Here is a 25,132-nt window from a genome sequence, read left to right as displayed (position 1 = left end):
GCACATGATCGGACTTGAACATTATCTGACCGTCGCGGCGACGCTGTTTGTCATCGGCATCTTCGGGCTCTTCCTGAACCGCAAAAACGTAATCATCCTTTTGATGAGCATCGAACTGATGCTGCTGGCGGTGAACATCAACCTGGTGGCTTTCTCCAGTTTCCTGGGCGATCTGGTGGGGCAAGTCTTTACCCTGTTCGTGCTGACCGTGGCCGCCGCCGAGGCCGCCATTGGCCTTGCGATCCTGGTCTGCTTCTTCCGCAACCGCGGCACCATTGCTGTCGAAGACGTCAACGTGATGAAGGGCTGAAGAACCATGGAAACCATCCTCCTCTTTGCCCCGCTGGCGGGGGCCGTGATCTGCGGCTTCGGCTGGAAATTCATCGGCGAGAAAGCCGCCACCGTGACCGCCACGGCGCTGCTGTTCCTGGCAGCGCTGCTCAGCTGGATCACCTTCCTGAGTTTTGACGGACAGACGGAAACCATCCAGATCCTGCGCTGGATCGAAAGCGGCACCCTGTCGACCGACTGGGCGATCCGCCTGGACCGGCTGACCGCGATCATGCTGATCGTGATCACCACGGTGTCGTCGCTGGTGCATCTCTATTCCTTCGGCTACATGGACCATGACCCGCAGTGGAAAGAGGGCGAAAGCTACAAACCGCGCTTCTTTGCGTATCTGTCGTTCTTCACCTTCGCGATGCTGATGCTGGTGACCTCCGACAACCTGGTGCAGATGTTCTTCGGCTGGGAAGGCGTCGGCGTCGCCTCCTATCTGCTGATCGGTTTCTACTACCGCAAGCCTTCGGCCAATGCGGCGGCGATCAAAGCCTTTATCGTCAACCGCGTCGGCGACTTCGGCTTTGCGCTGGGGATCTTCGGCTTGTTCTTCCTGACCGACAGCATCAACTTGGCGGACATATTTGCCGCGGCGCCCACGCTGGCGGAAACCCAGGTCTCATTCCTGTGGTCTGAATGGAACGCGGCGAACCTGATTGCCTTCCTGCTGTTTGTCGGCGCGATGGGCAAATCGGCGCAGCTGATCCTGCACACCTGGCTGCCGGACGCGATGGAAGGCCCGACCCCGGTGTCGGCGCTGATCCACGCCGCAACCATGGTGACCGCGGGCGTGTTCCTGGTCTGCCGCATGTCGCCGCTGATCGAGTTCGCGCCTGAGGCCGCGGCCTTCATCACCGTGCTGGGTGCTGCGACTGCTTTCTTTGCGGCAACCGTGGGTCTGGTGCAGAACGACATCAAGCGCGTGATCGCCTATTCGACCTGCTCGCAGCTGGGCTACATGTTCGTGGCGGCTGGCGTCGGCATGTATTCGGCGGCGATGTTCCACCTGTTCACCCACGCCTTCTTCAAGGCGATGCTGTTCCTGGGAGCCGGTTCGGTGATCCACGCGATGCATCACGAACAGGACATGCGGAACTATGGCGCGCTGCGCAAGAAGATCCCCTATACCTTTGCCGCGATGATGATCGGCACTTTGGCCATTACCGGCGTTGGCATCCCGCTGAGCGGCTGGGTTGGCTTTGCCGGCTTCGTCTCAAAGGATGCGATCATCGAAAGCGCCTATGCAGGCGGCTCGATGTTCGGCTTCTGGGCGCTGGTGATCGCGGCCTTCATGACCTCGTTTTATTCCTGGCGCCTGATGTTCATGACCTTCTATGGTGAGGCACGCGGTGACAAGCACACCCACGACCACGCCCATGAAAGCCCCTGGACCATGCTGGTGCCGCTGGGCGTGCTGGCGGTGGGTTCTATAACCGCGGGCATGATCTGGTACAGCAGCTTCTTCGGCCACGCCGATCAGGTCGGCAAGTTCTACGGCATCCCGGTGGCAGAGGCCGCGGCGGACGCCCATGGCGAAGCCGAGGGTCATGGCGAAGAAGCCTCGCATGGCGACGCTGCGGCAGAAGGCGAGCATCACTATGTGTTTGCCGGCCAGCCGGGCGAGGGCGCGATCTATATCGGCAAGGACAACCACATCCTGGAGGATGCCCATGCGGCGCCGAAATGGGTGAAGCTGTCGCCGTTCATGGCGATGCTGGGCGGCCTGGTGCTGGCGCTGTGGTTCTACATCTGGAACCCGTCGCTGCCCAAGCGTCTGGCCGAGCAGCAGCGCCCGCTGTATCTGTTCCTCTTGAACAAGTGGTACTTTGACGAGATCTACAATGTGATCTTCGTGAAACCCGCTTTGGCCATTGGCCGCTTCCTGTGGAAACGCGGCGATGGGGGCACCATTGACGGCTTCCTCAATGGCCTGGCCATGGGCGTTGTGCCCTTCTTCACCCGCCTCGCCGGACGCGCTCAGTCCGGGTACATCTTCACTTATGCCTTCTGGATGGTGCTGGGCATCGCAGCCCTGGTCACCTGGATGTCGATCGGCGGAGGAACGCACTGATGGACAATCTCCTTTCTATTGTCACCTTCATCCCGGCGCTTGCAGCAGGCATTCTGGCCCTGTTCCTGCGCGGCGAGGACAAGGCGGCGCAGCGCAACGCCAAGTTTGTTGCGCTCTTTGCCACCACGGTCACCTTTCTGGTGAGCCTTGGCATCTATTTCGAGTTCGACCCCGCCAACACAGGCTTCCAGTTCGTCGAGGACCGGGATTGGATCCTGGGCCTCAAGTACAAGATGGGCGTTGACGGCATCTCGGTGCTGTTCGTGATGCTGACCACCTTCATCATGCCGCTGACAATTCTGGCCAGCTGGTCGGTTACTGACCGGGTGAAGGAATACATGGTTGCCTTCCTGCTGCTGGAGACCCTGATGCTGGGCGTCTTCATGGCGCTGGATCTGGTGCTGTTCTACCTGTTCTTCGAGGCGGGCCTCATTCCGATGTTCCTGATTATCGGCATCTGGGGCGGCAAGGAGCGGATCTACGCCTCCTTCAAGTTCTTCCTCTATACCTTCTTCGGCTCGGTGCTGATGCTGGTGGCAATGGTCTTCATGTATGTGGACGCCGGCACCACCGATATCGAGGTCCTGCTGACCCACAGTTTCTCGGCGGCGTCCTTTGACGTGCTGGGGGTTCACGTCGTGGGCGGCGCTCAAACGCTGATGTTCCTGGCGTTCTTTGCCTCCTTTGCGGTGAAGATGCCGATGTGGCCGGTGCACACCTGGCTGCCGGATGCGCACGTGCAGGCGCCGACCGCGGGCTCCGTGGTGCTGGCGGCGATCCTGCTGAAGATGGGCGGCTACGGGTTCCTGCGCTTCAGCCTGCCGATGTTCCCGGTGGGTGCGGATGTGATGACCGATGTGGTCCTATGGATGTCGGCCATCGCGGTTGTCTACACTTCGCTGGTGGCGATTGTGCAGGAAGACATGAAGAAGCTGATTGCCTATTCTTCAGTGGCGCACATGGGTTTTGTCACCATGGGCATCTTTGCCGCCAACCAGCAGGGTATCGACGGCGCAATCTTCCAGATGCTGTCGCATGGCTTCATCTCCGCAGCACTCTTCCTGTGTGTCGGGGTGATCTATGACCGGATGCACACCCGCGATATCGAGGCCTATGGCGGCCTGGTGATCCGGATGCCCGCATATGCGCTTGTGTTCATGTTCTTCACCATGGGCAACGTCGGCCTGCCGGGCACCTCTGGTTTTGTCGGTGAATTCCTGACCCTGATGGGCGCTTTCCAGAAAAACACCTGGGTGACTGCAGTGGCGGCAACCGGGGTGATCTTCTCGGCCGGCTATGCGCTGTGGCTTTACCGCAGGGTGGTATTCGGCGACCTGATCAAGGGCAGCCTGGCCGGCATCCGCGACATGACCGCCCGCGAGCGTTTCGTCTTTGCGCCGCTGGTGGTCATGACCCTGCTCTTGGGCGTCTACCCGTCTTTGGTCACCGACATCATCGCCCCCTCGACCGAGGCGCTGATTGCAAACTTCAACCAATCTCTGGCAGCGGCCGACACCTCGGCAGCCACCCAGATTGCTTCGCATTAAGGGAGCATCAGGCAGATGATCCAAGCTGATCTTACCGTAGTCCTGCCAGAGATCGTTCTGGCACTTTATGCAATGGGCGCGCTCTTGGGCGCGGTCTACACCAGCAAGGACAAACTGGCCGCCCCGCTGGTCTGGAGCACTGCCGCGCTGCTGGCGGCACTTGCCTTCTGGATCGCGGCAAGCCCGGCGGCGACCCAGACTGCCTTCAATGGCATGTTCATCAATGACGGCTTTGCCCGCTTTGCCAAGGTGGCGCTGCTGCTGGGTGCAGCTGCGGTGCTGCTGATCGGTCAGGACTACATGGCGCGCCGCGGCATGCTGCGGTTTGAATACCCGATCCTGGTGGCGCTCAGCGCTGTCGGCATGATGATGATGGTCTCCGCCGGCGACCTGATGTCCCTTTACATGGGGCTGGAGCTGCAGTCGCTGTCGCTCTATGTCGTGGCCGCCATGCGCCGCGACAGCGTCAAGTCGACCGAGGCGGGCCTTAAATACTTCGTGCTGGGCGCGCTGTCTTCGGGGCTGCTACTGTACGGTGCCTCGCTGGTCTACGGCTTTGCCGGAACCACCCAGTTCGCGGGCATCATCCAGGTTGCAGAGCAGGGCCATATGTCCATCGGCATGCTGTTCGGCCTGGTCTTCATGATTTCCGGCCTGGCGTTCAAGGTCTCTGCTGTGCCCTTCCACATGTGGACCCCGGATGTGTATGAGGGCGCGCCGACGCCGGTAACGGCCTTTTTTGCCACCGCGCCCAAGGTGGCGGCGATGGGTCTGTTCGCCCGGGTGCTGCATGACGCCTTTGGCGGTGCAGTGGCAGACTGGCAGCAGATCATCGTCGTGCTGTCGGTCCTGTCGATGTTCCTGGGCGCCATCGCGGCAATCGGCCAGCGCGATATCAAACGCCTTATGGCCTTCTCCTCGATCGCCCATATGGGCTATGCGATGATCGGCCTCGCAGCGGGCACTGAACAGGGCGTCACCGCCATGCTGGTGTATCTTGCAATCTACGTCACCATGAACATCGGTACTTTCTCCTTCATCCTGATGCTGGAGAAGGACGGCAAGCCGGTCACGGACATCATGGCGCTGAACCAGTTTGCCTCCCGCGAGCCGGGCAAGGCGCTGGCGGTGCTGATCCTGATGTTCTCGCTGGCCGGTGTGCCGCCGATGCTGGGCTTTTTTGCCAAGCTCGGCGTCTGGCAGGCGGGTGTTGATGCAGGGCTGATGGGGCTGGTCATTGCCTCCGCCGTGGCCTCAGTCATCGGTGCGTTCTATTACATCCGCATTGTCTTCTACATGTACTTCGGCACTGGCGAGGACGACGTTGAAGCCAAGGGCTCACCGATCCTGGGCGTGGCGCTGATGGCCTCTGCCGCGCTGATGCTGGTTGGCGTGGTTTACCAGTTCGGCATCGACGGCGCCGCGGCTGCCGCCGCAGCAACCCTTGTAAATTGATCTGCTTTTCAGGCAGGCTGAAAAGGCCCGGTCTTGCGACCGGGCCTTTCCGCATCTAAGGAGCACACATGAGCTGGCCAGCAGGATATGGAAAACGGGTGCTCGACGAGGTGGACAGCACCCTGAACGAGGCGTCCCGCATCGCGGGTGAGCTGGCAGGCCCGGAATGGATCCTGGCGCTGCGCCAGACCCAGGGGCGCGGCCGCCGGGGGCGTGACTGGAAGGACCCAAAGGGCAATTTCGCCGCGACTCTAGTGATGCGGCCCGAGGGCGCCCCGGACCAGGCCGCGCTGCGCAGCTTTGTCGCCGCACTTGCCGTCTATGACGCTTGCGTCGCCGTGACGGGGCGCAGCGAGGGGTTGTCGCTGAAATGGCCCAACGACGTGCTGCTGAAGGGCGGCAAACTGGCCGGCATATTGCTGGAAAGCGCAGGCAACGGGCAGGGGGTCAACCATCTGTTTGTCGGCATCGGCGTCAACCTGGTGGAAACCCCGATGAAGGAATGGCTGGAGCCCGGAGCGGTCTGGCCGGTATCGCTGCTATCGGAAACCGGCGTGCAGGTCACGCCCGAGGAGTTTCTGGAAGCCGTGGCCGACGCCTTTGCCCGCTTTGAGCAACAGTTCAGCACCTACGGGTTCGAGCCGATACGCACCGCCTGGCTGGCGCGCGCAGCCAAGCTGGGCGAGGTGATCACCGCCCGCACTGCAAACTCCGAAACCGAAGGCACCTTTGAAACGGTGGACGGCAGCGGCAACCTTGTCCTAAACACCGCCAAGGGCCGTGTCAGCATTCCCGCTGCGGACATCTATTTCTAGGAAGGGGCAGCAATGCTTCTGGCAGTTGATTGCGGCAATACCAATACCGTCTTCTCGATCTACGACGGCGAGAAGTTCATCGGCCTGTGGCGCACCGCCACCGACTGGCAGCGCACGGCTGACCAGTATTTTGTCTGGCTGAACACGCTGATGCGGCTGCAGGGGATCGAGGCGGATATCACCGACATGATCATCTCCTCCACTGTGCCGCGCGTGGTGTTCAATCTGCGGGTTCTGGCGGACCGCTATTTCAACACCCGGCCGCTGGTGGTGGGTAAGCCCGGCTGCCTGCTGCCCGTCGCGGTGCGGGTGGACGAAGGCACCGCCGTTGGCCCCGACCGGCTGGTCAATACGGTATCCGGTTTCGACGCCCACGGCGGCAATCTGATCGTGGTGGACTTCGGCACCGCAACGACGTTCGACGTGGTGGCCGAGGACGGCGCCTATGTCGGCGGGGTAATTGCGCCAGGCGTGAACCTGAGCCTGGAAGCCCTGCATCAGGCCGCCGCCGCGCTGCCGCATGTGGACATTTCCAAACCAGAAAATGTCATCGGAACCAACACCGTCGCCTGCATGCAGTCCGGCGTGTTCTGGGGCTATGTCGGCCTCGTCCGCGAGATCTGCACCCGGATCAAAGCGGAACGCGGCGTAGCGATGAAAGTAATCTCGACAGGCGGGCTGGCGCCTTTGTTCCAGCAATCCGCTGATCTGTTTGACGCATTTGAGGATGACCTCACCATGCATGGGCTGCAGATCATTCATAAATACAACAAGGATAATGGTACTGACGCATGAGCAGTGAAAGATTGATCTATCTGCCCCTCGGCGGGGCGGGTGAAATAGGCATGAACGCCTATGTCTACGGCTACGGACCGAAGGATAAGGAACGCCTGATTCTGGTCGACCTGGGCGTGACCTTCCCCGACATGGACACCACCCCAGGTGTCGACCTGATCATGCCGGACATGACCTGGCTGAAAGAGCGGGTGGACCGGCTGGAGGGGATTTTCGTCACCCACGGCCACGAAGACCATATCGGCGCTATCGCCCATATGTATTCCAGCCTGAACGTGCCGGTTTACGCCCGCGCCTTCACCGCCAACCTGGCCCGGCGCAAGATGGAGGAAGCAGGCCACGACCCGGCCAACGTGCACATCGTGCAGGCCTGGCCAGAAGTGACCAAACTTGGCCCTTTCACCATCGGCGTCGCCCCGATGAGCCATTCCATCCCCGAAAGCGGCGGACTGGTGATCGACAGCCCGGCAGGGCGGGTGGTGCATACCGGCGATTTCAAGCTGGACTCCAATCCGCTGGTCGGGGAGCCTTTCGATCCGGACATGTGGGCAGAGATCGCCAAAGACGGCATTCAGGCGCTGGTCTGCGATTCCACCAATGTGTTCTCGACCCATCCGGGCCGCTCGGAATCAGAGTTGCCGGATGAGATCACCAAACTGATTTCCGAAGCCAAGGGCCTGGTTGCCGCCACCACCTTTGCCTCCAACGTTGCCCGGGTGAAAACCCTGGCCGAGGCCGGGGTGCGGGCCGGGCGGTCCATTGTGCTGCTGGGCCGTGCGATGCGCCGGATGATCGAGGCTGCGACGGAAACCGGCGTGCTGGTGGATTTCCCCAAGGTGATCAGCCCCGAAGATGCCAACAATGTGCCGCGCGACAACCTGATGCTGATCACAACCGGCAGCCAGGGCGAGCGCCGCGCCGCCTCTGCACAGCTGGCGCGCGGCAAATACCGCGGGCTGGAGCTGAAGGAGGGCGACACCTTCCTGTTCTCCTCCAAGACCATCCCGGGCAATGAAAAAGGCGTGATCCGCATTATCAACCAGTTCTCGGAAATGGGTGTGGATGTGGTCGATGACAGTTCCGGCCTTTACCATGTGTCCGGTCATGCCAACGGCCCGGATCTGGAAACCATGCACAATCTGCTGAAGCCCAGGATGCTGGTGCCGATGCATGGCGAGCACCGTCACTTGCGCCAGCACGCCCGTCTGGGGGAGGCAAAAGGCATTGCCAGCGCGGTTGTGGTCAACGGCATGATGATGGATCTGACCGGCGATGCGCCCACGAGTGCCGGCTATGTCGATACCGGCCGCACCTATCTGGACGGTTCGGTCAAATACGGCGCAATGGACGGCGTCGTGCGCGACCGCATCCGCATGGCGCTGAATGGCCATGTGGTGGTGACGGTGCTGCTGGACGAGGAAGACGAGCCGCTGGGCGAACCCTGGTGCGACGTCAAGGGCCTGCCCGAGACCGGCAGTTCAAACGCCGCCCTGGTTGAGATTATGGAAGCGGATCTGAACCAGTTCCTGATGCGTGCGGGCGCCAAGACCCTGCGCGATGAGGACAAGCTGGAACAGGAGTTGCGCCGCATCGCCCGCCAGAGCGCGCACAGCGAGATCGGCAAGAAGCCCGAGGTGACGGTGGTGGTCAGCCGCATGCGCTGACCCAGCGAGGGCAGGGCGGTGCTCCCGCCCGGCTCAAGCGGCATCAAAGATGCAGCGGGCCCCGTTGGGCCAAGCGCCGCGCACCCTGACGGGTCCGCGGCGCTGCCGCTGAACAGCACCGCACGAAACAACAACGCCGCGGCCCTTAGGGCACGCGGCGTTGTCAATTCGGGGGCTGGCCCTGTGGAGCCGGCAGCAGGTTCAGCCGTGCAGCGGACGAGCGCAGCTGGGGCAGGATACCACCTTGCGCGGGGCGCTGAACAGGGCGCGGAACAGGCGGCGCATCACGTTGGCAAAAGCCTCGGCGCGCAGCTCATGGGCGCGGGCTTCGATGGCCTGGAATTGTGCAATGGTCAGGGTATTGGTTTCGGTGGTGTTCATGGCGAGGCCCAATTTCAATGGCGCGTTACAGTGTTGCGGATGCAATACGCCTGTTTGCACAGGTTGACGCCACCCAAGATCGAAGACCCGTTATGCTGCAAGTGCAAAGGTCGCCATGCGGCAGCTGCATGGTGATCCGCCCTTTTGTAGCTGCAATAAAGAAAGGCCGCTCCAGAATGGAACGGCCTGTAACGCGTCTGGCGGGGGTGTTGGTCAGCTGGCCCGGCGTTCCGCGAAGCTGAGGGCGATGAAGCTGGGCAGGTGGTCGCCCATGCCGACCACGGACTTGTCGTCGCGTTTGCCGTATTTCCCGCGGCCAGAAGCGCGTTCGGGTTTCTGCGCAGGCTTTTCGTCCTTGCGGGGGCTGCGGGGCGTCTCCTTGCGGGACTCGCGGGCTTCCGGTTCCGGTTTGGCTGCGCGGGCGGGTTTTTCCGCCCTGGGTTCCGGCTTCACCGGGTTTTCCAGGCGCGGGATCTCTTTCTGGAGCAGTTTTTCCACTGCATCCAAAGCCTTGTCATCGCGTGGAATGCAGATGGTGATGGCCTTGCCCTCGCGGCCGGCGCGTCCGGTACGGCCGATCCGGTGGACGTAGTCCTCGGCATGGCCAGGCACATCGAAATTGAACACGTGGCTGACGCTGGGCACATCAAGGCCGCGCGCGGCCACATCCGACGCGACCAGAATCCGCAAGGCCCCTTCGCGGAAACCGTCCAATGTCCTGGTCCGCTGGCTTTGATCCAGATCGCCATGGATCGGAGAGGCGTCGTAACCGTATTTCTTGAGCGATTTGGCTACAATATCCACATCCGTTTTTCGGTTGCAGAAAATGATGCCATTGGTGAGCTTGTCACCCTCGCCGTCAATCAGCGCGCGCAGAACCCGACGTTTTTCGGTTGCTTCGCGGTCGCGGCGGGACGCTTTGAACTGCACGACAGCCTGTTCAATGGTTTCCGACGCGGTGGCTTGGCGGGCCACTTCAATCCGGGCCGGACCCGAGAGGAATGTGTTGGTGATCCGCTCGATTTCCGGCGCCATGGTGGCTGAGAAGAACAGCGTTTGACGGGTGAACGGCGTCAGCGAGAAGATCCGCTCGATATCCGGGATGAAGCCCATGTCGAGCATCCGGTCGGCCTCGTCCACCACCATGATTTGCACACCGGTGAGCAGCAGCTTGCCGCGCTCGAAATGGTCCAGCAGGCGGCCAGGGGTTGCGATCAGCACGTCGACGCCTTTGTCGATCAGCGCGTCCTGTTCCTTGAACGAAACCCCGCCGATCAGCAGCGCCTTGGTGAGCTTTACATGCTTGGCATAGGTGTCGAAGTTTTCCGCCACCTGGGCCGCCAGCTCGCGGGTGGGGCACAGCACCAGGCTGCGCGGCATCCGGGCGCGGGCGCGGCCGCGCGCCAGCATTGTGATCATTGGCAGCGTGAAAGACGCCGTCTTGCCGGTGCCGGTCTGGGCGATTCCCAGCACGTCGCGGCCCTCCAGCGCAGGCGGAATTGCACCCGCCTGAATCGGGGTGGGGGTTTCGTATCCAGCTTCCTCAATAGCCTTGAGGACCTTGGGATTGAGGTTCAGATCGGTGAATTTTGTCATATGCATCCGTCATTGCGGACACTGACCTGGCCCGCGCGTGTGTGTTGCAGCCGGCTCCGCAAAGGTCATGCGGGATGGCAGCTGCCGGCTCGTGGGCGGCATAGCAAAATCCCGTGCGATCGTCAATTAATGCCGGAATTTGCAGTGCTTTTGTCCCGGTCCTTTGTAACAGAGAGACAATTCAGACGAATTCCGGAAAGTGTTTCCGCCGTTTTGAGGCCAAATCCAGTTTTCGGATCTTTAGCAGCCCCTCAGCCCGCAGGCGGTCCCGCAGGCTTGGGCTGTCGGCGCAAACTTCGTCAAAAAAGATGCGCAAACCGGCTTCGCCCTGGTTAGCTTCGATGGCGCTTAGCAGCTCATGCACAGTGATTCCCCCAGTGCTACGGGGCCGGAAGGGGGCAAGCCCGGCCCGGTAAGAGCCTTTTTGCAGCCGGTACCGGTAGTGGCTGATCCAGTTGTGCCAGTCTGCGGCATGGAAATGGCACAAATCCATGCCGTCCAGTTCGGCCTGGCCAGGGTTCGTGCCGCTGCCCTGCAATACATTGTGAATCCGAATCTCCAGGCCGTCGATGCCGGTACGGGTGAACAGCTTGCCTTGGACATGGCTCAGAAAGCCACCCTTGAGATGCTTGCCGAACTGCGGGTACAGCCGCGCCGCGCGGGCGTCCTGGCCAGCGGCCGGGACGCATCCTTTGAAAGCCGTGCCGTCGCCGCCCGCCAGCACTTCAACCGGGCGCGCCCGGGCACAGCAGACGTCAGACGGCAGCGCAGCCAGCCGGGTGGCAACGGATTCAGCAGACCACAGAAATTCGTCGACGTCACAATGCAACAGCCAGTCCACATCCCCGGCCTGACGATGATAGGCGCGGCTGGCGTTTGCCGATTGCCGCACCTGGTGCTTGACCGGCCGTCTGCCCATCCGCCGCCAGTAAGTCTCGTTACATTCGGTGATCCGGATCTTCGGGTGTGCTTTCAAATGCGGGAAAGCGTCCGGGCAGGGAGCGTCCAGATACAGAAACAGCCTGTGCGCCCCGGCCTCAAGGTAATGGGCCGCAAAGGTCAGGATATCGCTTGCGTCTGCTTTGATGGTGCTGACGATGCCCCATTTGATCTGCTCACTGCTCATCAGAAGCGGGCCTGACCTTGTAGCGTTGAATGCGGGCGAAGATGCTGCGAGGGTCGGCCATGACCATCTGCAGCATGCGTGTTCCCAAAGGCCGAAGAACCGCGTCATTCTCGGCATAGCGCCACAGCAGGGCCAGCATGTTCCTGTCCAAATCCCCGTTTGGCAGCGAATAGGGTTCCAAACCAAAACCCAAATCATCCGGCTTTGAACCGCCGCGGGTCCAGGGAAAGCCAACGCTGTTTTTCCATCCACTCTGACGGCGCTCACTGTCGTGCAGCTTGATCAGGTCGAACAGCAGCATCAGCCCCTGTCCGCCCAAGCGCTGGTCCAGGGTTTCCCCATGATCGGCAAATGTGGCCGCTGCCGATATCATCCAGCGCACTGGCAGTTCGCGAGCCAGCGCGTCGCCCTGTTCCGACCAGATCCGCAGAAACAACTGCCGCGCTTGCGGCGGGGCGGCGCGCCTGCGCAGAATGGCAATGCAAACTGCATGAAGCGCCCAAAGTTCAGACTGGCCGAGAAACTCAGCGCGTATAACTGCCTGTTTGCGCGACGCATTCCTGCGGTTTTCCTGCACGCCGTTCATGTCAGGTGCGCAGGAAACCAACGTTGCCTTAGGTGCATTCAGATCAACGTCCGGTGGCGGGAGCACCGACAGCGGATCGTCAAAAGGCGTTTCGCGCGTCTCCAGCCGCCGCATCAGCGCAAAAAAACCGCCAGGGTAGTTCTCTTGATCCAGATCCATGGCGAGCTTCAATGCGCTGTTTTCAAAAATGCGGCGTTTCTGTCAGACCATCATTTCCTTGGTCGCGGTCAGTTTCAAGTCCGGATAGTCGCGCACCACCCGGTCGATGTCCCATTGCAGCCGCGTCAGGTACACAACATCGCCGTCGTGATCATGGGCGATGTGCTGCTTGTTGGCGTTTGTGAACTTGTCCACCGCCGCTCGGTCACCGCTGACCCAGCGGGCCGAGGTGAACTGGCTGGCCTCAAACCGTACCGGCAGTCCGTATTCCATCTCAATCCGTGAGGCCAGAACCTCGAACTGCAACTGGCCGACAACGCCGACGATGAAGCCGGAGCCGATCGAGGGCTTGAACACCTTGGCAGCCCCTTCTTCGGCAAACTGCATCAGCGCCTTTTCCAGATGCTTGGCCTTCATCGGATCGCCCGCCCGCACACCTTGCAGCAATTCCGGAGCAAACGACGGGATGCCGGTCACCCGGATCGCTTCGCCCTCGGTCAGGGTATCGCCAATACGCAGCTGGCCGTGGTTCGGAATGCCGATGATATCGCCGGCCCAGGCTTCTTCCGCCAGTTCGCGGTCAGAGGCCAGGAACAGCACCGGGTTGGAAATCGCCATCGGCTTCTTGGTGCGCACATGGGTCAGTTTCATGCCGCGTTTGAAGTGCCCCGACGCCATGCGGACAAAGGCCACCCGGTCACGGTGCTTGGGGTCCATATTGGCCTGGACCTTGAAAACGAAACCCGCGACCTTTTTTTCTTCCGGCGCCACCTGGCGGGGCTGGGCGGATTGCGGCTGCGGTTCGGGGCCATAGGCGCCGATACCGTCCATCAGCTCCTTCACACCGAACGAGTTGATCGCCGAACCGAACCAGATCGGGGTCATGTGGCCTTCGAGCACTGATTGCGGATCCAAGGCCGGCAGCAGCTCGCGGGCCATCTCGACCTCTTCCAACAGCTGTTCCAGCAGGTGTTCCGGCACATGTTCAGCCAGTTTGGGGTCATCCAAGCCGTTGATCTCAATGCTTTCCGCAACCTTGTTGCGGTCGGCGCGGTCCATAAGTTCCAGCCGGTCGCGCAGCATATCATAACAGCCGATGAATTCACGGCCCACGCCGATCGGCCAGCTGGCTGGTGTCACGTCAATGGCCAGGTTCTGCTGGATTTCATCAATGATCTCAAAGGTGTCCCGGCTTTCGCGGTCCATCTTGTTACAGAAGGTCAGGATCGGCAGATCACGCAGACGGCAGACTTCAAACAGCTTCTGGGTCTGGCTTTCCACGCCTTTGGCGCCGTCGATCACCATCACCGCTGCATCCACCGCTGTCAGGGTGCGATAGGTGTCCTCGGAGAAATCGCTGTGGCCGGGCGTGTCCACCAGGTTGAACCGGAAGCCGCTGAAATCAAACGACATTGCCGAAGCCGAAACCGAGATCCCGCGGTCCTTTTCCATCTGCATGAAGTCCGACCGCGTGCGCCGCGCCTCGCCCTTGGCGCGCACCTGCCCGGCCATCTGAATCGCACCGCCATACAGCAGGAATTTTTCAGTCAGCGTGGTCTTGCCGGCGTCCGGGTGCGAAATGATCGCAAAGGTCCGGCGCCGGGCAATTTCGGGCGGCAGTTCGGGGTGGTTCGAAGCGGTGTCCAACATGGGGGTGGCTGTATCCACAATCCGCAAGCGTGGCAAGGAAAACAGGGGCCGCCGCCGGACAAGCCGCTGGTCAACAGAAGGTCAGCGGGCAGACCCAAATTCCGGTTTGCCTATGTTTCGCTAACGAATATCTTGTAAGTCTATTTGAATGAATGCGGGCAACCGGATTTGAAAACTTTGCCACTGCAGGAACAACACGTGCAACAGAATGAATTTTCCGATCATTTTGAAGTTCTGGACTCGGTTGAAATTGCAGTGATCGTCCTGAAAGTGGGAGGCGACGGCCTTCCGCGCTATGTGGCGATGAATGCAAAGGCGCGGGAATTCACCAAGCTCGGGTTCGGCGATTTTTCCGGTAAAACCGCGCTTGAGCTTTATGGCGGGGCGACTGGCCGCCGCGCCTTGAACCATCACCTTGACGTCATAGCCGCAGGCAGGGAAGCCACCTACGACATCGTCCTTCCGGCTGTTCAGGAAACAAAGTACCTCAGCACGACATTGCGGCCTGTCTTCAATGATGATGGCAGGCTGGTCTACCTCGTTGGCTCCTCCACTGATATCACATCTGAGCGCGAGCGGGACGAGGCTTTGGAACTCACCCGGCTGGCCTTGGACAAGGCGGAGGAGGCAAGCCAGGCAAAAGAGCGTTTTCTGGCCAATATGAGCCACGAAATCAGAACCCCGATGAACGGCATACTCGGGATGTGTGAATTGCTGAAAGAAACCGAACTTGATGACCAGCAGGCTTTGTTCGCGGACACGATTTTCAATTCGGCCACCGCCTTGCTGAGCGTGATCAACGATGTTCTGGATTTTTCCAAAATTCAGGCGGACAAGATCTCATTGCGGGATGCGCCGTTTTCCCTGTTGGACCTTGTCCAGGATGTGGGAACCCTGCTGTGGGCAAAGGCGGCCTACAAGGGGCTCGATCTTCGCACCGATTACCCGGCGGACGCTCCGTGGGAGTTTGTCGGTGACGCCAGCAAGATCCGGCAAATCCTGATGAACCTGCTGGGTAATGCGATCAAGTTCACCGGCGCCGGGCATGTCACCGTCAGTGCATCCTATGACCCTGGCGCTGCGAAACTGCCGCTGCGCATCTCGGTCAGCGACACCGGCCCAGGGATTGATCCGTCGCAGATCGAACAGATTTTTTCTGCGTTCGAACAGGTCAACCGCCAAACCACTAGGGTGGTAGAGGGGACCGGCCTGGGGCTGGCGATCACCCGGGCGCTGGTTGAGCGGATGGGCGGCAGGATCGACGTGGCATCGGCGCCCGGGCAGGGGGCGGTCTTTACGGTCCATCTGGATTTGCAACAGGTGGATGCAAAGGATTGCGCCGCCAGCCAGGAAGACGGCGCCCCCCGCGTCCAGGATCAAAGAATGGCGTTGAACACACAGGCCGCAAGCACCCCGTTGGAGCTGCCGGCAGAGGCCTTGAAGGGGATGAGGATCCTTGTTGCCGAGGACAACAAGACCAACCAGCTGGTCGTCAAGAAGATGCTGAAACCCACTGGCGCTGACCTGCAGTTTGCGGTGAACGGGCAGCTCGCTTTTGAGGCATACATATCTGCTGGCTGCGACCTGATTCTGATGGATCTGTCGATGCCCGTCCTGGGCGGGCTCGAAGCCACCCGGAAAATCCGCCAGTATGAGCAGGGCGCCGCGCTGCCGGAATGCCCGATCATTGCGCTGACAGCCAATGCGCAGCCGAGCGACGTGGAGGCTTGCATGGCCGCGGGGATGAACGATTTCCTGTCCAAACCCTTTCGCAAGGCCGAGCTTTTGGCGCGGATCCTGCGTTAGGCGGGCTGCAGTACAGCAAAGGAGCCGGCGCGCTATTTCTTGGGCCGGACCACCAGCATTTGGGGCAGTGAGGGGAAGGGCACGCCATGAGGCCGAGCGTCCGCGGCAGAAGACATTCAGCTGTCCTGCCGAAGGTCCGGTGCGTCCGGACTAGGCATTGCGCAGATAGGAGGTGTGCAGATATCCCACAAATCCTGCAACGCGCCCAATACCTTCCGTGTACCGGCTGAAGAGATCGGCTTTACAATGTAGCCGCTCACGTTTCGGGCGTAGGCCCGCGATATGTCTTTTGGATTTTCGGAGGTCGTGAACATGAATACGATGTTACTGGAAATCTCTTCCTTTGCCCTCAGGGCGTCCAGAAACTCATGCCCGTTCATGCGCGGCATGTTGATGTCCAGCAGAATGAAAAAAGGGTGCGGAATGTCCTGCAGCTTGTCGGTGGTCAGGATTTCCAGCGCTTCCAGCCCGTCGCATGCCCGGACAATTTTTGCAGAAGGGGAGAGTTTCTTCAGTGTGCGCTCCAAGATAAGCGCATCCAGGTCATTGTCCTCGACCAGAAGGATATTCATTTTCGTGCTCTCCACGTCAGGCGGCTTTCTCTTTATTTGCAGAGGAGTGTTCAGCCCCATTGCTCGGCCAGCTAAACCTGAATTCAGCGCCGTGTCCAACCTCGGATTTCAACTCGACCTCAAACCCATGCTGTTCGACCGTTTTTTTCACAATAGCCAAGCCAATGCCAGTGCTCTCAGCCTGGTTCGGGCGCCGCAGAGTTTGAAAGACTTCGAAAATCTTCGTGTGGAACTCCGGCGCAATGCCGTCACCATCGTCCCTGACCGATATGTCATACCGGTCGCCTGCGTCCACAATACTGATGGATATCTTCGCGGTGTCCGGTGCGGGATGGTACTTAACCGCATTTCCAACAAGGTTTTCCAGGACGCGGCGGAAGTTGAATGTGTCCGTGGCAATGGTTTCCACGTCTCCTAGCCGCTCAAGCTGACCTTCGGAAAGGCCGAAGTCCGATATCAGTGTTTCAATCACCTCGCCAAGGTTGAGTGCCTGTTCAGCTTCCCCGTGTTTTCCGATGCGCGAGAATTCCATCACACCTTGGGTCAGATCGTTCATCCGGCCCACGCGTTCAGTGATCCGCGCCAGATTGGCGGCAACCTCGGGGTCTGCATTCGCGGATTGAAAATAGTCTTCCAGATCTTCCTGGATCATCTCAGTCAGCGTGCTGATGCCGCGAACCGGCGTCTTTAAGTCATGGGACGTGATGTAGACAAACTGCTCCAGTTCCGCGTTGGCCTTGGCCAGCTTCGCGGTCTCCTCCTTCAGGTCGGCTGTAACCCTTTCCGCATAAGCCCGGGCTTGCTGGTTTGACCGGCTCATGAAAAACAGAAGCGAAATGACCAGGGCTTCGATCACCAGGCCGGCAATCAGTATCAGCGTCGGCTGAGAATAGGAATTTGCCTGGCGGAACCCAAGGTTGGTGCGGATATCAATGGTCCATTTCCTGCCGTAAACTTCCAGCAACACCTTCTCTGCAAATTTGGGAGCAGGATCAAATTGGGGATCTGCCGGATCATGCTCATCATAGATCCGCTCTCCTTGGTCGCTGATGCTGAACCGCACATTCCTCAGCTCCTTGGACAGCAATCCGGCCATCAGCTTCCGGACTACGAACGGCGCATAGACCATCCCGTCAAAGCGCTTCTCGCGCTCTGATTGGCTGTCAGCGTCTCCTCCGGAATAAAAGGGGGCGTAGAACAGGAAACCCGGCGTGCTGCTTTCGTCCTGCACAAGAACAATGGGACCGGTAATCCTGGCTTCGCCTGTTGAACGGCTGGCCAATGCGGCATCCCGCCGGTTGAGTTCATGGGCGACATCCAAACCCACTGCTGCAGCATTCAAATTTTCCGGTTCAATGAACGAGATTGGCAAATAAATGCTGTTGCCATGAGCCGGGTAGACTGAAAAATCCGGCCGTTCCTCGCGCCGGGTCTGCAGGTAGTCGTCAAGTTGCGAAGGAGCCACATGATGGATGACGCCGATCCCGTTTATTCCCGGATACCTTTCATCAACACGCAAGGAGTGCGCGAAGGTTTTCCACTGCTCGTAACTCATGTCGCCATCGTTGGACTGGATGGCGGATACACCAGCCCACAGGGCGTCCTCGTATTTTTCCATACGGGCTGCAATTAAGCCGGCGGCCTGGTCGCGGGCTGCGTTAAAGGCGTTTTCGACACGGCTTTGCGTCTGTGCACTGGCATAAAGCCAGGCGCCGATGGTCATCGTCAGCGACAGGACAATGACCAGCGCATGGATCAGCGAGAGGTGGCTGTTCTGAAAGAAACGGCGCCATTGGTAAAGATTGAGAAACGTCTTCATCAGTGTACTCACAACCCGCTATGCGTCCGGTTTACTCTGCTTCTGCAGCCCTTAACAATTGATAAATTCGCACTTGGGTTGTGTGAGGTTCAGTCGGTGCAATCCTGGCTGCGATTGCCTGTGCCAGGCAATCGCGAAGCAGAGGGCCGCTACCGCAGCGAGGCCCGTTTCAGCAGACCTACCGCGTCGGGTCTGTCCAGCAGCGACCGGCTTACATCCAGGCCATGGGCGCCGCGCATGTGCTGCGCGGGCAGGGTGCCGGGGCGCAGGGACCAGAATTCTTCCGGCAGAGCCGGGCGTGTCACAGGATCAAGGAAGGTGCTCTCAGCTGCTATCCCCTCGGCATAGATGATGTGGTGGCGGTCGAACAGGATCTGGAAATAGTCGGCAAAGCCGCCGTCCAGGACCACCACAGTATCGCCGTTCACCAGGTCGCGGGCGCGGACCAGGATTTCGGGGGCGCCGGCGCCGATCTCGTCGCTGCGCTGGTAGACCATGAGGCGGTGGGCGGGGCTGACGATCAGGTCGTTGGCGTTGTTGAGCGCACCCTTGCGGATCAGGATCGGGGCGAGGTCGCCAACGGCGCGTAAGGTAGACTGGCCGACCCAGCGCACCTGCTGGATGCCGTCGTCGCGGGTCAGGACGCGGTCGCCTGCGCGCATGTCCTCGATCGGGCACTGCGCGCCGGTGGCCAGGGTGATGCGGGTGCCGCGGGTAAAGGAGACGCAGGCCGACTGCGCCAGTTTGCGCCGGGCCGGCTCTCGTTCGGCCTTGACCAGGGTATAGGGCATCTGCGGCTGCAATGGCGCCAGCGGCACCAGGTAGATGACGGCGATATAGCCCTCGGCGTCGGCCTCGACCATCACCAGGGTCTCGGTGTTGGGGCCGCTGTCGGGCATCAGGGTCAAGAGGCAGTCGAGATGCAGCGCGGCGCCGGGGGTGCCAAGAGCGGTGTCATCGGCGATGCGGAAGCTGCCGTCATGGTGGGCGGCGATGCCCAGCCGCCGCGGCGGCTGGGCCAGGGCAAGCATGTAGATGTCGTCCAGCACCAGATCCTCGAGCACCCCCAGCGGGTCGCCCATGTTGGCGCCGTATTCGACGCGGAAGCGTTCGGCCGGGTAGGCCTGGACGGAGGAGAGGCTGGCAGTCAATGTCTGTCCCATGGGCGGCGGCTGTTCGAGTCCATATGTGGGTGCGCAGGGCAGCCCGTCCAATAGATTTGCCGTGAGAATGTGGCGGAAAGGGGTCCGGAAGGGGCTGATTTTCCGGCGGGTTAACGTTTGGGGCAGGGCGCGCGGGGCTGGCCATCGGCGTCCGGGCGGTGCAAGCTCCGCGCGAACGGTGGAGATTCCCGAGGGAGGACGACAATGGATCTGGGTATTTCAGGCAAGCGCGCGCTGGTCTGTGCCAGCAGCAAGGGGCTGGGTCTGGGCTGCGCCGAGGCGCTGGCGGAGGCCGGGGTGAACCTGGTGATGAACGCCCGCGGGGCGGAGGCGCTGGAGGCTTCGGCGCAGGCGATCCGCGATCAGTATGGCGTCGATGTGGTAACGGTTGCCGCCGATGTGACCACGCCGGAGGGGCAGCAACAGGTGCTGGATGCGGCTGAGGGCGTGGACATTCTGGTCACCAATGCGGGCGGGCCGCCGCCGGGCATGTGGACCGACTGGGACCGTGAGGATTTCATCAGCGCGCTGGACGCCAACATGCTGACCCCGATCGCGCTGATCAAGGCGCTGGTGCCGGGCATGATCGACCGCGGCTGGGGCCGGGTGGTCAATATCACTTCGGTGTCGGTCAAATCGCCGATCCCGGTGCTGGGGCTGTCGAACGCAGCGCGCGCGGGCCTGACCGGTTACGTCGCGGGCACCGCGCGGCAGGTGGCGGGCCGGGGTGTCGTCATCAACAACCTGCAGCCGGGCATTCATGCCACCGACCGCGCCGTGTCGCTGGACGGCGGCGCGGCCAAGGCGCAGGGGATCACGCCCGAGGAAGCCAAGGCGCAGCGCTGCGCAACCATCCCGGCGGGGCGTTACGGCACGCGGGCTGAATTCGGCGCCACCTGTGCCTTCATGTGCTCGCAGCACGCGGGCTTCATGGTCGGGCAGAACATCCTGCTGGACGGCGGCGCCACCAACACCACGATGTAAGGAGCGCAGCATGGCCAGCGGTTTCTCCCTGAAGGACCAGCTGTTCAACCGCGATAAGGTCCGCTACCTGGCGGGCCTTTTTTCCGCGGCTGAACCTGGGTTTGATGCAGATACGTTCGAAGCGCAGGTCATGGCGGAGCTGCCGGCGCTGGAGCTGAAGCAGCGGATCACGCTGATTGCTGAGGTGCTGGCAGGCCATCTGCCCGAAGCCTTGCCGGAGGCCGCGCCGGTCCTGCTGAAGGCGCTGCCGCCGCCGCTGGACCCGGACAAAACGGACGATGACTTCGGCGATTTCATCTTTGCCCCCTTGGGGGAGTACGTCGCTACGCGCGGCGTTGAGGCGCACCGGGATCTGTCGCTGGACCTGCTGGAGGAAATCACCCAGCGGTTTTCCATGGAATGGGCGATCCGCCCTTTTCTGAACCGCTGGCCTGCCGAAGTGCTGGCGCGGATGCAGGCCTGGGCCGGGCATTCCAGCTATCATGTGCGGCGGCTGGTGAGCGAGGGCACGCGGCCGCGGCTGCCCTGGGGCGAGGCGGTCGGGCTGCAGCTGGCAGAGCCGCTGCCATTGGTGGACCGTTTGCACGGGGACGGCACCCGCTATGTCACCCGCTCGGTTGCCAACCATCTGAACGACATTGCCAAGAAGGATCCGGATCTGGTGATGGACCGGCTGGAGGGCTGGCGCGAGGCCGGGGTGCAGGACCGCAAGGAGCTGGACTGGATGACCTCGCACGCCTTGCGCGGACTGGTCAAGGCGGGGCATCCGCGGGCGATGGCGATGCTGGGTTTTGATCCGGATCTGGCGCTGCAGGCGTTGATTCAGGCGCCGGACCGGGTGCGCATCGGCGAAGCCTTGGATTTCTCCTGCCGGCTGGAGGGGGCGGCGGGCGCGCCGGTTCTGGTGGATTATATCCTGCATTTTCAGCGCCCTGGCGGCAAGGCCTCGGCCAAGGTGTTCAAGCTGAAACAGGCGAAGATCACTGGCGGCACGCTGGAGCTGGGCAAGAAGCACAAGCTGAAGGGCAATGCGACGACCTTCAAGCTGGTGCCGGGGCCGCACCGGATCGAGCTGATGGTGAACGGCAAGGTGCGGGCTGAGGCGGCGTTTGAGTTGCTGCCGGAGGGGTAGGTCAATTGACCTGCCTTTTCGCAGGCCGGGAACAATGAACTGAGGGCAGCGCCCGCCCCTGGGCGGGTGCGAAGCGCCCTCCCGTGGGGAGGGTCGGGCGCTGCCCGGCGTGCCGCCGGGCCAGTCGGTAGTGTTTGATCCACGTTCCCCAATTGAGACCTGCGGCTGACTGCAGCACTGGTTCGCACGCTCCATCACAGTTGCGTCAGGCCACCCGCCGCCCGGATTGCCGGGATGCCTGCGCCTCGGTATCCCATTGGCGTGGAACCATCAGGAAAGGCGGCCCCATGAAACATGAAAACGTGCAGAATTATTACGGCGAGGTGCTGCAGGGCAGCGACGACCTCCAGACCAACGCCTGCTGCACGCCGGATGACATGCCGGACCATGTGAAGGCGGTTCTGTCGAAAATCCATGACGAGGTGCTGACCCGCTATTACGGCTGCGGCCTGATTGCGCCGGAGGCGCTGGAAGGTGCGAAAATTCTCGACCTCGGCTGCGGCGCGGGCCGCGATGTCTATGCGCTGTCGGCGCTGGTGGGCGAGCATGGCAAGGTGGTGGGCGTCGACATGACCCCGGCCCAGCTGGAGGTGGCGCGGCGTCATCAGGACTACCACGCCGAGGCCTTCGGCTATGCCAAATCCAATGCGGAGTTCCACCACGGCTACATTGAGCAGCTGGAGGAACTGGGTCTGGAGCCGGGCTCGTTCGACATCATTGTTTCCAATTGCGTGATCAACCTGGCCACCGACAAGGGCGCGGTGCTGCGCGGGGCGTATCATCTGCTGAAAGAGGGCGGCGAGATGTATTTCTCGGATGTTTATGCGGACCGCCGGGTGCCGCAGGCAATGGCGGAGGATGAGGTGCTCTACGGCGAATGCCTGTCCGGGGCGCTTTATTGGAACGACTTTCTGTCGATTGCCAAGGCATCGGGGTTCAAGGACCCGCGGATGGTGACGTCTCGACTGCTGACCATCGAGAATCCGGCGCTGGAACAGCGGGTGCAACCGCTGAATTTCCTGTCGGCGACGTACCGGCTGTTCAAATTGCCCGCTCTGGAACCGGCCTGCGAGGATTACGGTCAAGCGGTGATCTACAAAGGGACCATTGAACACGCACCGCATGTCTTTGCGCTGGATGATCACCACGTGATCGAGACGGGCAAGGTGTTTCCGGTTTGCGGCAACACCTGGATGATGCTGCAGGACAGCCGTCTGGCGCCGCATTTCGATTTCATCGGCAATTTCGATACACATTACGGGATCTTTGCCGGCTGCGGCGGCAATTCCCCCTTCAACGGGCTGGAGCAGGACGGTGCTGCGCCGGGCTGCTGCTAGAGCCGCTTGCAGCCAAAGGGCGGTATTGCTATCCCGGCGTGACCCCTAGCGTTTTGCTCGGAAACAGCCCCGAGGCCCCATGAACACTGCCCCCGCCGACCTGATCAGCACGCAAACGCCGCCGCGTCTGGAGATCCGCAACATCAAGCGCTTCTTCGAAGGGCGCGCGGTGGTGGATGATGTCTCCTTGCAGATACAGGCCGGGCAAGTGACCTGCCTGCTGGGGCCATCGGGCTGCGGCAAATCCACCACGTTGCGGATGATCGCCGGAGTGGAGATGCAGGACAGCGGCGAGATTTTTGTCGATGGCAGGCTGATCTGCGACACCGTGTTCCGGGTGCCGCCGGAGCGGCGCGAAATCGGGCTGATGTTCCAGGACTTTGCCCTGTTCCCGCATTTGAGCGTCGCCGACAACGTCGGCTTTGGCCTGAAGGGCAGCAAGGACGAGAAACGCGCGCGGGTCGAGGAGCTGCTGAACCGGGTGGCGCTGAAACGCTTCATCGACGGCTACCCGCACCAGCTGTCGGGCGGCGAGCAGCAGCGGGTGGCTTTGGCGCGTGCGATTGCACCCAGACCACGTATCATGCTGATGGATGAACCGTTTTCGGGCCTCGACAACCGTCTGCGCGACGGCATCCGGGACGAGACGCTGAGCCTGCTGAAGGAACAAGACACCGCGGTGCTGCTGGTGACGCATGAGCCGGAAGAGGCGATGCGCATGGCGGATGAAATCGCGCTGATGCGCGGCGGCCGAATCGTCCAGCAGGGCGCGCCCTACAACGTTTATACCCACCCGGCGGACAAGGCTGCGGTTTCCTTCTTCAGCGACGTGAACGTGCTGAAGGCCGAGGTGAACGGAGCCTTGGCGCGGACCGCCTTTGGCGAGTTCCTGGCGCCGGGTGTGGCGGACGGCACCGCGGTGGAGATCGTATTCCGCCCGCAGCATCTGCGCATCGACTTCGACCGCGGCGGCCAGGGGCCGCTGCCCACCTCCAGCGACGGTGTGCCGGCCCGCGCGGTGGTGGAGCGCGCGCGGTTCCTGGGCAGCGAGAGCCTGGTGGAATTCCGCATGGAGTTCGACGGCTCAGTTCTGAGGGCGACGGTGCCCAATGTGTTCCTGCCGGAGCCGGGCCGGGTGATGTGGCTGACTGTGCGCCGTAACCGCTGTTTTGTCTTTCCTGCCTGACGTCTAGGGGTCATTCTGCACCTGATGAAACAGGAGGTGCAGATGCAAGGCAGCTATCAAATCAGACCCTTGGCCAGCGCGGAAATCCAGACCGCCGTGGACTGGGCTGCGCGAGAGGGCTGGAACCCCGGTCCTTGGGATGCGGCTTGCTTTGGCGCTGTTGACCCGCAAGGCTTTTGGGGCGGTTTTCTGGACGGGAGGATGATCGCCTGCATTTCGGTGGTGAACTACAGTGACGCCTTTGCTTTCCTCGGATTCTACATCGTCGTGCCGGACTGCCGCGGACAGGGTTATGGCTATGCCCTGTGGCAAAAGGCGCTGGAGCACGCTGAGAGCCGGAGTGTCGGCCTCGATGGCGTGGTGGACCAGCAAGGGAATTACCGTGGCTCCGGATTTGAGCTCGCGTACCGCAACATCCGCTTTGGCGGGGTGCCGTCTGGAGGGCTGGCAGTTTCGCAGGACTATGAAGCGGCACCGCTGACAGAAACGGGGGCAGGCTTGGAGGCGCTGGATGCCCGCGTCTTCCCAGCGCCGCGCCGGGTGTTCTGGCAGCATTGGCTGGGGGCTGAGGGACATGTTTCCTGTGCCGCGTATCAGCATGGCAGTCTCGCAGGCTTCGGCACCCTGCGCCCCTGCGGCAGAGGCTGCAAGATCGGGCCGCTTGTTGCCACGTCGCGTCCGGCGGCAGAGGCGGTGCTGGCGCGGCTGCTGCAAGAACTGCCCGAAGGGCAGGAAGTGTTTCTGGATGTGCCGGAACCCCATGCTGAAGCGGTGGATCTGGCGCGTTCTATGGGGTTGGCGCCGGTGTTTGAAACCGCCCGGATGTATCGCGGGACTGCGCCGCGTCTGGAGACGGGTTTGATTTTCGGTGTTACCAGTTTCGAACTCGGGTAGGGGGCGCGGCCCCCGGCCCTGCGGGCCTCCCCCCGAGTATTTGGAAAAAGATGAA

General features: G+C 61.5%; 21 protein-coding genes. 13 read left to right on the top strand and 8 right to left on the bottom strand.

Features of this window, described 5'->3' with window-relative positions; genetic code table 11:
- Positions 1-4: 4 nt before the first annotated feature.
- From nuoK to A2I95_RS11710, 7 genes are all read left to right on the top strand, one after another.
- Complete coding sequence (gene nuoK / locus A2I95_RS11740; protein ID WP_008553673.1) at positions 5-310, top strand: NADH-quinone oxidoreductase subunit NuoK; 306 nt, start codon at positions 5-7, stop codon at positions 308-310.
- Between the two features lie 6 nt (positions 311-316).
- Complete coding sequence (gene nuoL, locus A2I95_RS11735) at positions 317-2,410, top strand: NADH-quinone oxidoreductase subunit L (protein ID WP_291729936.1); 2,094 nt, start codon at positions 317-319, stop codon at positions 2,408-2,410.
- The gene (locus tag A2I95_RS11730) at positions 2,410-3,957 is read left to right on the top strand and encodes an NADH-quinone oxidoreductase subunit M (protein WP_291729935.1); all 1,548 of its coding nucleotides are present in this window, start codon (positions 2,410-2,412) and stop codon (positions 3,955-3,957) included. Before nuoL ends, A2I95_RS11730 begins: the two co-directional genes overlap by 1 nt.
- A gap of 15 nt (positions 3,958-3,972) precedes the next feature.
- Positions 3,973-5,412: an NADH-quinone oxidoreductase subunit NuoN gene (nuoN, locus tag A2I95_RS11725; protein WP_291729934.1), complete on the top strand. Its 1,440-nt coding sequence runs from the start codon at positions 3,973-3,975 to the stop codon at positions 5,410-5,412.
- 68 nt (positions 5,413-5,480) lie between these two features.
- Positions 5,481-6,227: a biotin--[acetyl-CoA-carboxylase] ligase gene (locus A2I95_RS11720; RefSeq protein ID WP_291729933.1), complete on the top strand. Its 747-nt coding sequence runs from the start codon at positions 5,481-5,483 to the stop codon at positions 6,225-6,227.
- Between the two features lie 12 nt (positions 6,228-6,239).
- Positions 6,240-7,022: a type III pantothenate kinase gene (locus A2I95_RS11715; RefSeq protein ID WP_291729932.1), complete on the top strand. Its 783-nt coding sequence runs from the start codon at positions 6,240-6,242 to the stop codon at positions 7,020-7,022.
- Positions 7,019-8,686, top strand: coding sequence for a ribonuclease J (locus A2I95_RS11710; protein ID WP_291729931.1), 1,668 nt, complete (start codon positions 7,019-7,021; stop codon positions 8,684-8,686). Before A2I95_RS11715 ends, A2I95_RS11710 begins: the two co-directional genes overlap by 4 nt.
- A 201-nt stretch (positions 8,687-8,887) precedes the next feature.
- Here A2I95_RS11710 and A2I95_RS11705 read toward each other — a convergent pair whose 3' ends face one another.
- The 5 genes from A2I95_RS11705 to A2I95_RS11685 form a co-directional block, all read right to left on the bottom strand.
- Complete coding sequence (locus A2I95_RS11705; protein WP_027258435.1) at positions 8,888-9,067, bottom strand: RSP_7527 family protein; 180 nt, start codon at positions 9,065-9,067, stop codon at positions 8,888-8,890.
- A 213-nt stretch (positions 9,068-9,280) separates the two neighbouring features.
- The gene (locus A2I95_RS11700; protein WP_291729930.1) at positions 9,281-10,663 is read right to left on the bottom strand and encodes a DEAD/DEAH box helicase; all 1,383 of its coding nucleotides are present in this window, start codon (positions 10,661-10,663) and stop codon (positions 9,281-9,283) included.
- A gap of 181 nt (positions 10,664-10,844) precedes the next feature.
- On the bottom strand, positions 10,845-11,789 hold the full coding sequence (locus A2I95_RS11695) for a glycosyltransferase family 2 protein (protein ID WP_291729929.1): 945 nt from the start codon (positions 11,787-11,789) through the stop codon (positions 10,845-10,847).
- Positions 11,779-12,534 (bottom strand): hypothetical protein, encoded by a 756-nt coding sequence (locus A2I95_RS11690; protein ID WP_291729928.1) that lies wholly within the window; start codon positions 12,532-12,534, stop codon positions 11,779-11,781. The genes A2I95_RS11695 and A2I95_RS11690 overlap by 11 nt, the downstream gene beginning before the upstream one ends.
- Positions 12,535-12,576: 42 nt before the next feature.
- Complete coding sequence (locus A2I95_RS11685; RefSeq protein ID WP_291729927.1) at positions 12,577-14,184, bottom strand: peptide chain release factor 3; 1,608 nt, start codon at positions 14,182-14,184, stop codon at positions 12,577-12,579.
- Positions 14,185-14,382: 198 nt separating this feature from the next.
- Between A2I95_RS11685 and A2I95_RS11680 the strand changes: the two genes are divergently transcribed.
- The gene (locus A2I95_RS11680) at positions 14,383-15,990 is read left to right on the top strand and encodes a PAS domain-containing sensor histidine kinase (RefSeq protein ID WP_291729926.1); all 1,608 of its coding nucleotides are present in this window, start codon (positions 14,383-14,385) and stop codon (positions 15,988-15,990) included.
- 116 nt (positions 15,991-16,106) lie between these two features.
- Here A2I95_RS11680 and A2I95_RS11675 read toward each other — a convergent pair whose 3' ends face one another.
- The 3 genes from A2I95_RS11675 to A2I95_RS11665 form a co-directional block, all read right to left on the bottom strand.
- Complete coding sequence (locus A2I95_RS11675) at positions 16,107-16,562, bottom strand: response regulator (protein WP_291729925.1); 456 nt, start codon at positions 16,560-16,562, stop codon at positions 16,107-16,109.
- 16 nt (positions 16,563-16,578) lie between these two features.
- A complete protein-coding gene (locus A2I95_RS11670; RefSeq protein WP_291729924.1) occupies positions 16,579-18,381 on the bottom strand; it encodes a CHASE domain-containing protein in 1,803 nt (600 codons plus the stop codon).
- Between the two features lie 149 nt (positions 18,382-18,530).
- Complete coding sequence (locus tag A2I95_RS11665; RefSeq protein WP_291729923.1) at positions 18,531-19,544, bottom strand: Hint domain-containing protein; 1,014 nt, start codon at positions 19,542-19,544, stop codon at positions 18,531-18,533.
- A gap of 204 nt (positions 19,545-19,748) precedes the next feature.
- On the opposite strand from A2I95_RS11665, the gene A2I95_RS11660 reads away from it, so the two are divergent.
- The 5 genes from A2I95_RS11660 to A2I95_RS11640 all read left to right on the top strand — a co-directional run bounded on the left by A2I95_RS11660 (position 19,749) and on the right by A2I95_RS11640 (position 25,077).
- Entirely contained in the window at positions 19,749-20,528 is a 780-nt protein-coding gene (locus tag A2I95_RS11660; RefSeq protein ID WP_291729922.1) for an SDR family oxidoreductase, read from the top strand.
- Positions 20,529-20,538: 10 nt separating this feature from the next.
- Positions 20,539-21,660: a hypothetical protein gene (locus A2I95_RS11655; protein WP_291729921.1), complete on the top strand. Its 1,122-nt coding sequence runs from the start codon at positions 20,539-20,541 to the stop codon at positions 21,658-21,660.
- A gap of 287 nt (positions 21,661-21,947) precedes the next feature.
- Positions 21,948-22,997 carry a methyltransferase domain-containing protein gene (locus A2I95_RS11650; protein ID WP_291729920.1) on the top strand — a complete coding sequence of 350 codons (1,050 nt, stop codon included), beginning with the start codon at positions 21,948-21,950 and terminating at the stop codon, positions 22,995-22,997.
- A 79-nt stretch (positions 22,998-23,076) separates the two neighbouring features.
- Entirely contained in the window at positions 23,077-24,183 is a 1,107-nt protein-coding gene (locus A2I95_RS11645) for an ABC transporter ATP-binding protein (RefSeq protein ID WP_291729919.1), read from the top strand.
- Between the two features lie 42 nt (positions 24,184-24,225).
- Positions 24,226-25,077, top strand: a complete 852-nt coding sequence (locus A2I95_RS11640) for a GNAT family N-acetyltransferase (RefSeq protein WP_291729918.1) — start codon at positions 24,226-24,228, stop codon at positions 25,075-25,077.
- The last annotated feature ends 55 nt before the right edge of the window (positions 25,078-25,132 follow it).

It is taken from the genome of Leisingera sp. F5, from assembly GCF_001593695.1.
Note: the sequence above shows the minus strand (reverse complement) of the source record. Positions and strands in the feature narration are given on the sequence as shown.

Coding starts and splice junctions, on each gene's coding strand:
- nuoK (WP_008553673.1), top strand. CDS start 5: ATGATCGGACTTGAACATTATCTGACCGTCGCGGCGACGCTGTTTGTC.
- nuoL (WP_291729936.1), top strand. CDS start 317: ATGGAAACCATCCTCCTCTTTGCCCCGCTGGCGGGGGCCGTGATCTGC.
- A2I95_RS11730 (WP_291729935.1), top strand. CDS start 2,410: ATGGACAATCTCCTTTCTATTGTCACCTTCATCCCGGCGCTTGCAGCA.
- nuoN (WP_291729934.1), top strand. CDS start 3,973: ATGATCCAAGCTGATCTTACCGTAGTCCTGCCAGAGATCGTTCTGGCA.
- A2I95_RS11720 (WP_291729933.1), top strand. CDS start 5,481: ATGAGCTGGCCAGCAGGATATGGAAAACGGGTGCTCGACGAGGTGGAC.
- A2I95_RS11715 (WP_291729932.1), top strand. CDS start 6,240: ATGCTTCTGGCAGTTGATTGCGGCAATACCAATACCGTCTTCTCGATC.
- A2I95_RS11710 (WP_291729931.1), top strand. CDS start 7,019: ATGAGCAGTGAAAGATTGATCTATCTGCCCCTCGGCGGGGCGGGTGAA.
- A2I95_RS11705 (WP_027258435.1), bottom strand. CDS start 9,067: ATGAACACCACCGAAACCAATACCCTGACCATTGCACAATTCCAGGCC.
- A2I95_RS11700 (WP_291729930.1), bottom strand. CDS start 10,663: ATGACAAAATTCACCGATCTGAACCTCAATCCCAAGGTCCTCAAGGCT.
- A2I95_RS11695 (WP_291729929.1), bottom strand. CDS start 11,789: ATGAGCAGTGAGCAGATCAAATGGGGCATCGTCAGCACCATCAAAGCA.
- A2I95_RS11690 (WP_291729928.1), bottom strand. CDS start 12,534: ATGGATCTGGATCAAGAGAACTACCCTGGCGGTTTTTTTGCGCTGATG.
- A2I95_RS11685 (WP_291729927.1), bottom strand. CDS start 14,184: ATGTTGGACACCGCTTCGAACCACCCCGAACTGCCGCCCGAAATTGCC.
- A2I95_RS11675 (WP_291729925.1), bottom strand. CDS start 16,562: ATGAATATCCTTCTGGTCGAGGACAATGACCTGGATGCGCTTATCTTG.
- A2I95_RS11670 (WP_291729924.1), bottom strand. CDS start 18,381: ATGAAGACGTTTCTCAATCTTTACCAATGGCGCCGTTTCTTTCAGAAC.
- A2I95_RS11665 (WP_291729923.1), bottom strand. CDS start 19,544: ATGGGACAGACATTGACTGCCAGCCTCTCCTCCGTCCAGGCCTACCCG.
- A2I95_RS11660 (WP_291729922.1), top strand. CDS start 19,749: ATGGATCTGGGTATTTCAGGCAAGCGCGCGCTGGTCTGTGCCAGCAGC.
- A2I95_RS11655 (WP_291729921.1), top strand. CDS start 20,539: ATGGCCAGCGGTTTCTCCCTGAAGGACCAGCTGTTCAACCGCGATAAG.
- A2I95_RS11650 (WP_291729920.1), top strand. CDS start 21,948: ATGAAACATGAAAACGTGCAGAATTATTACGGCGAGGTGCTGCAGGGC.
- A2I95_RS11645 (WP_291729919.1), top strand. CDS start 23,077: ATGAACACTGCCCCCGCCGACCTGATCAGCACGCAAACGCCGCCGCGT.
- A2I95_RS11640 (WP_291729918.1), top strand. CDS start 24,226: ATGCAAGGCAGCTATCAAATCAGACCCTTGGCCAGCGCGGAAATCCAG.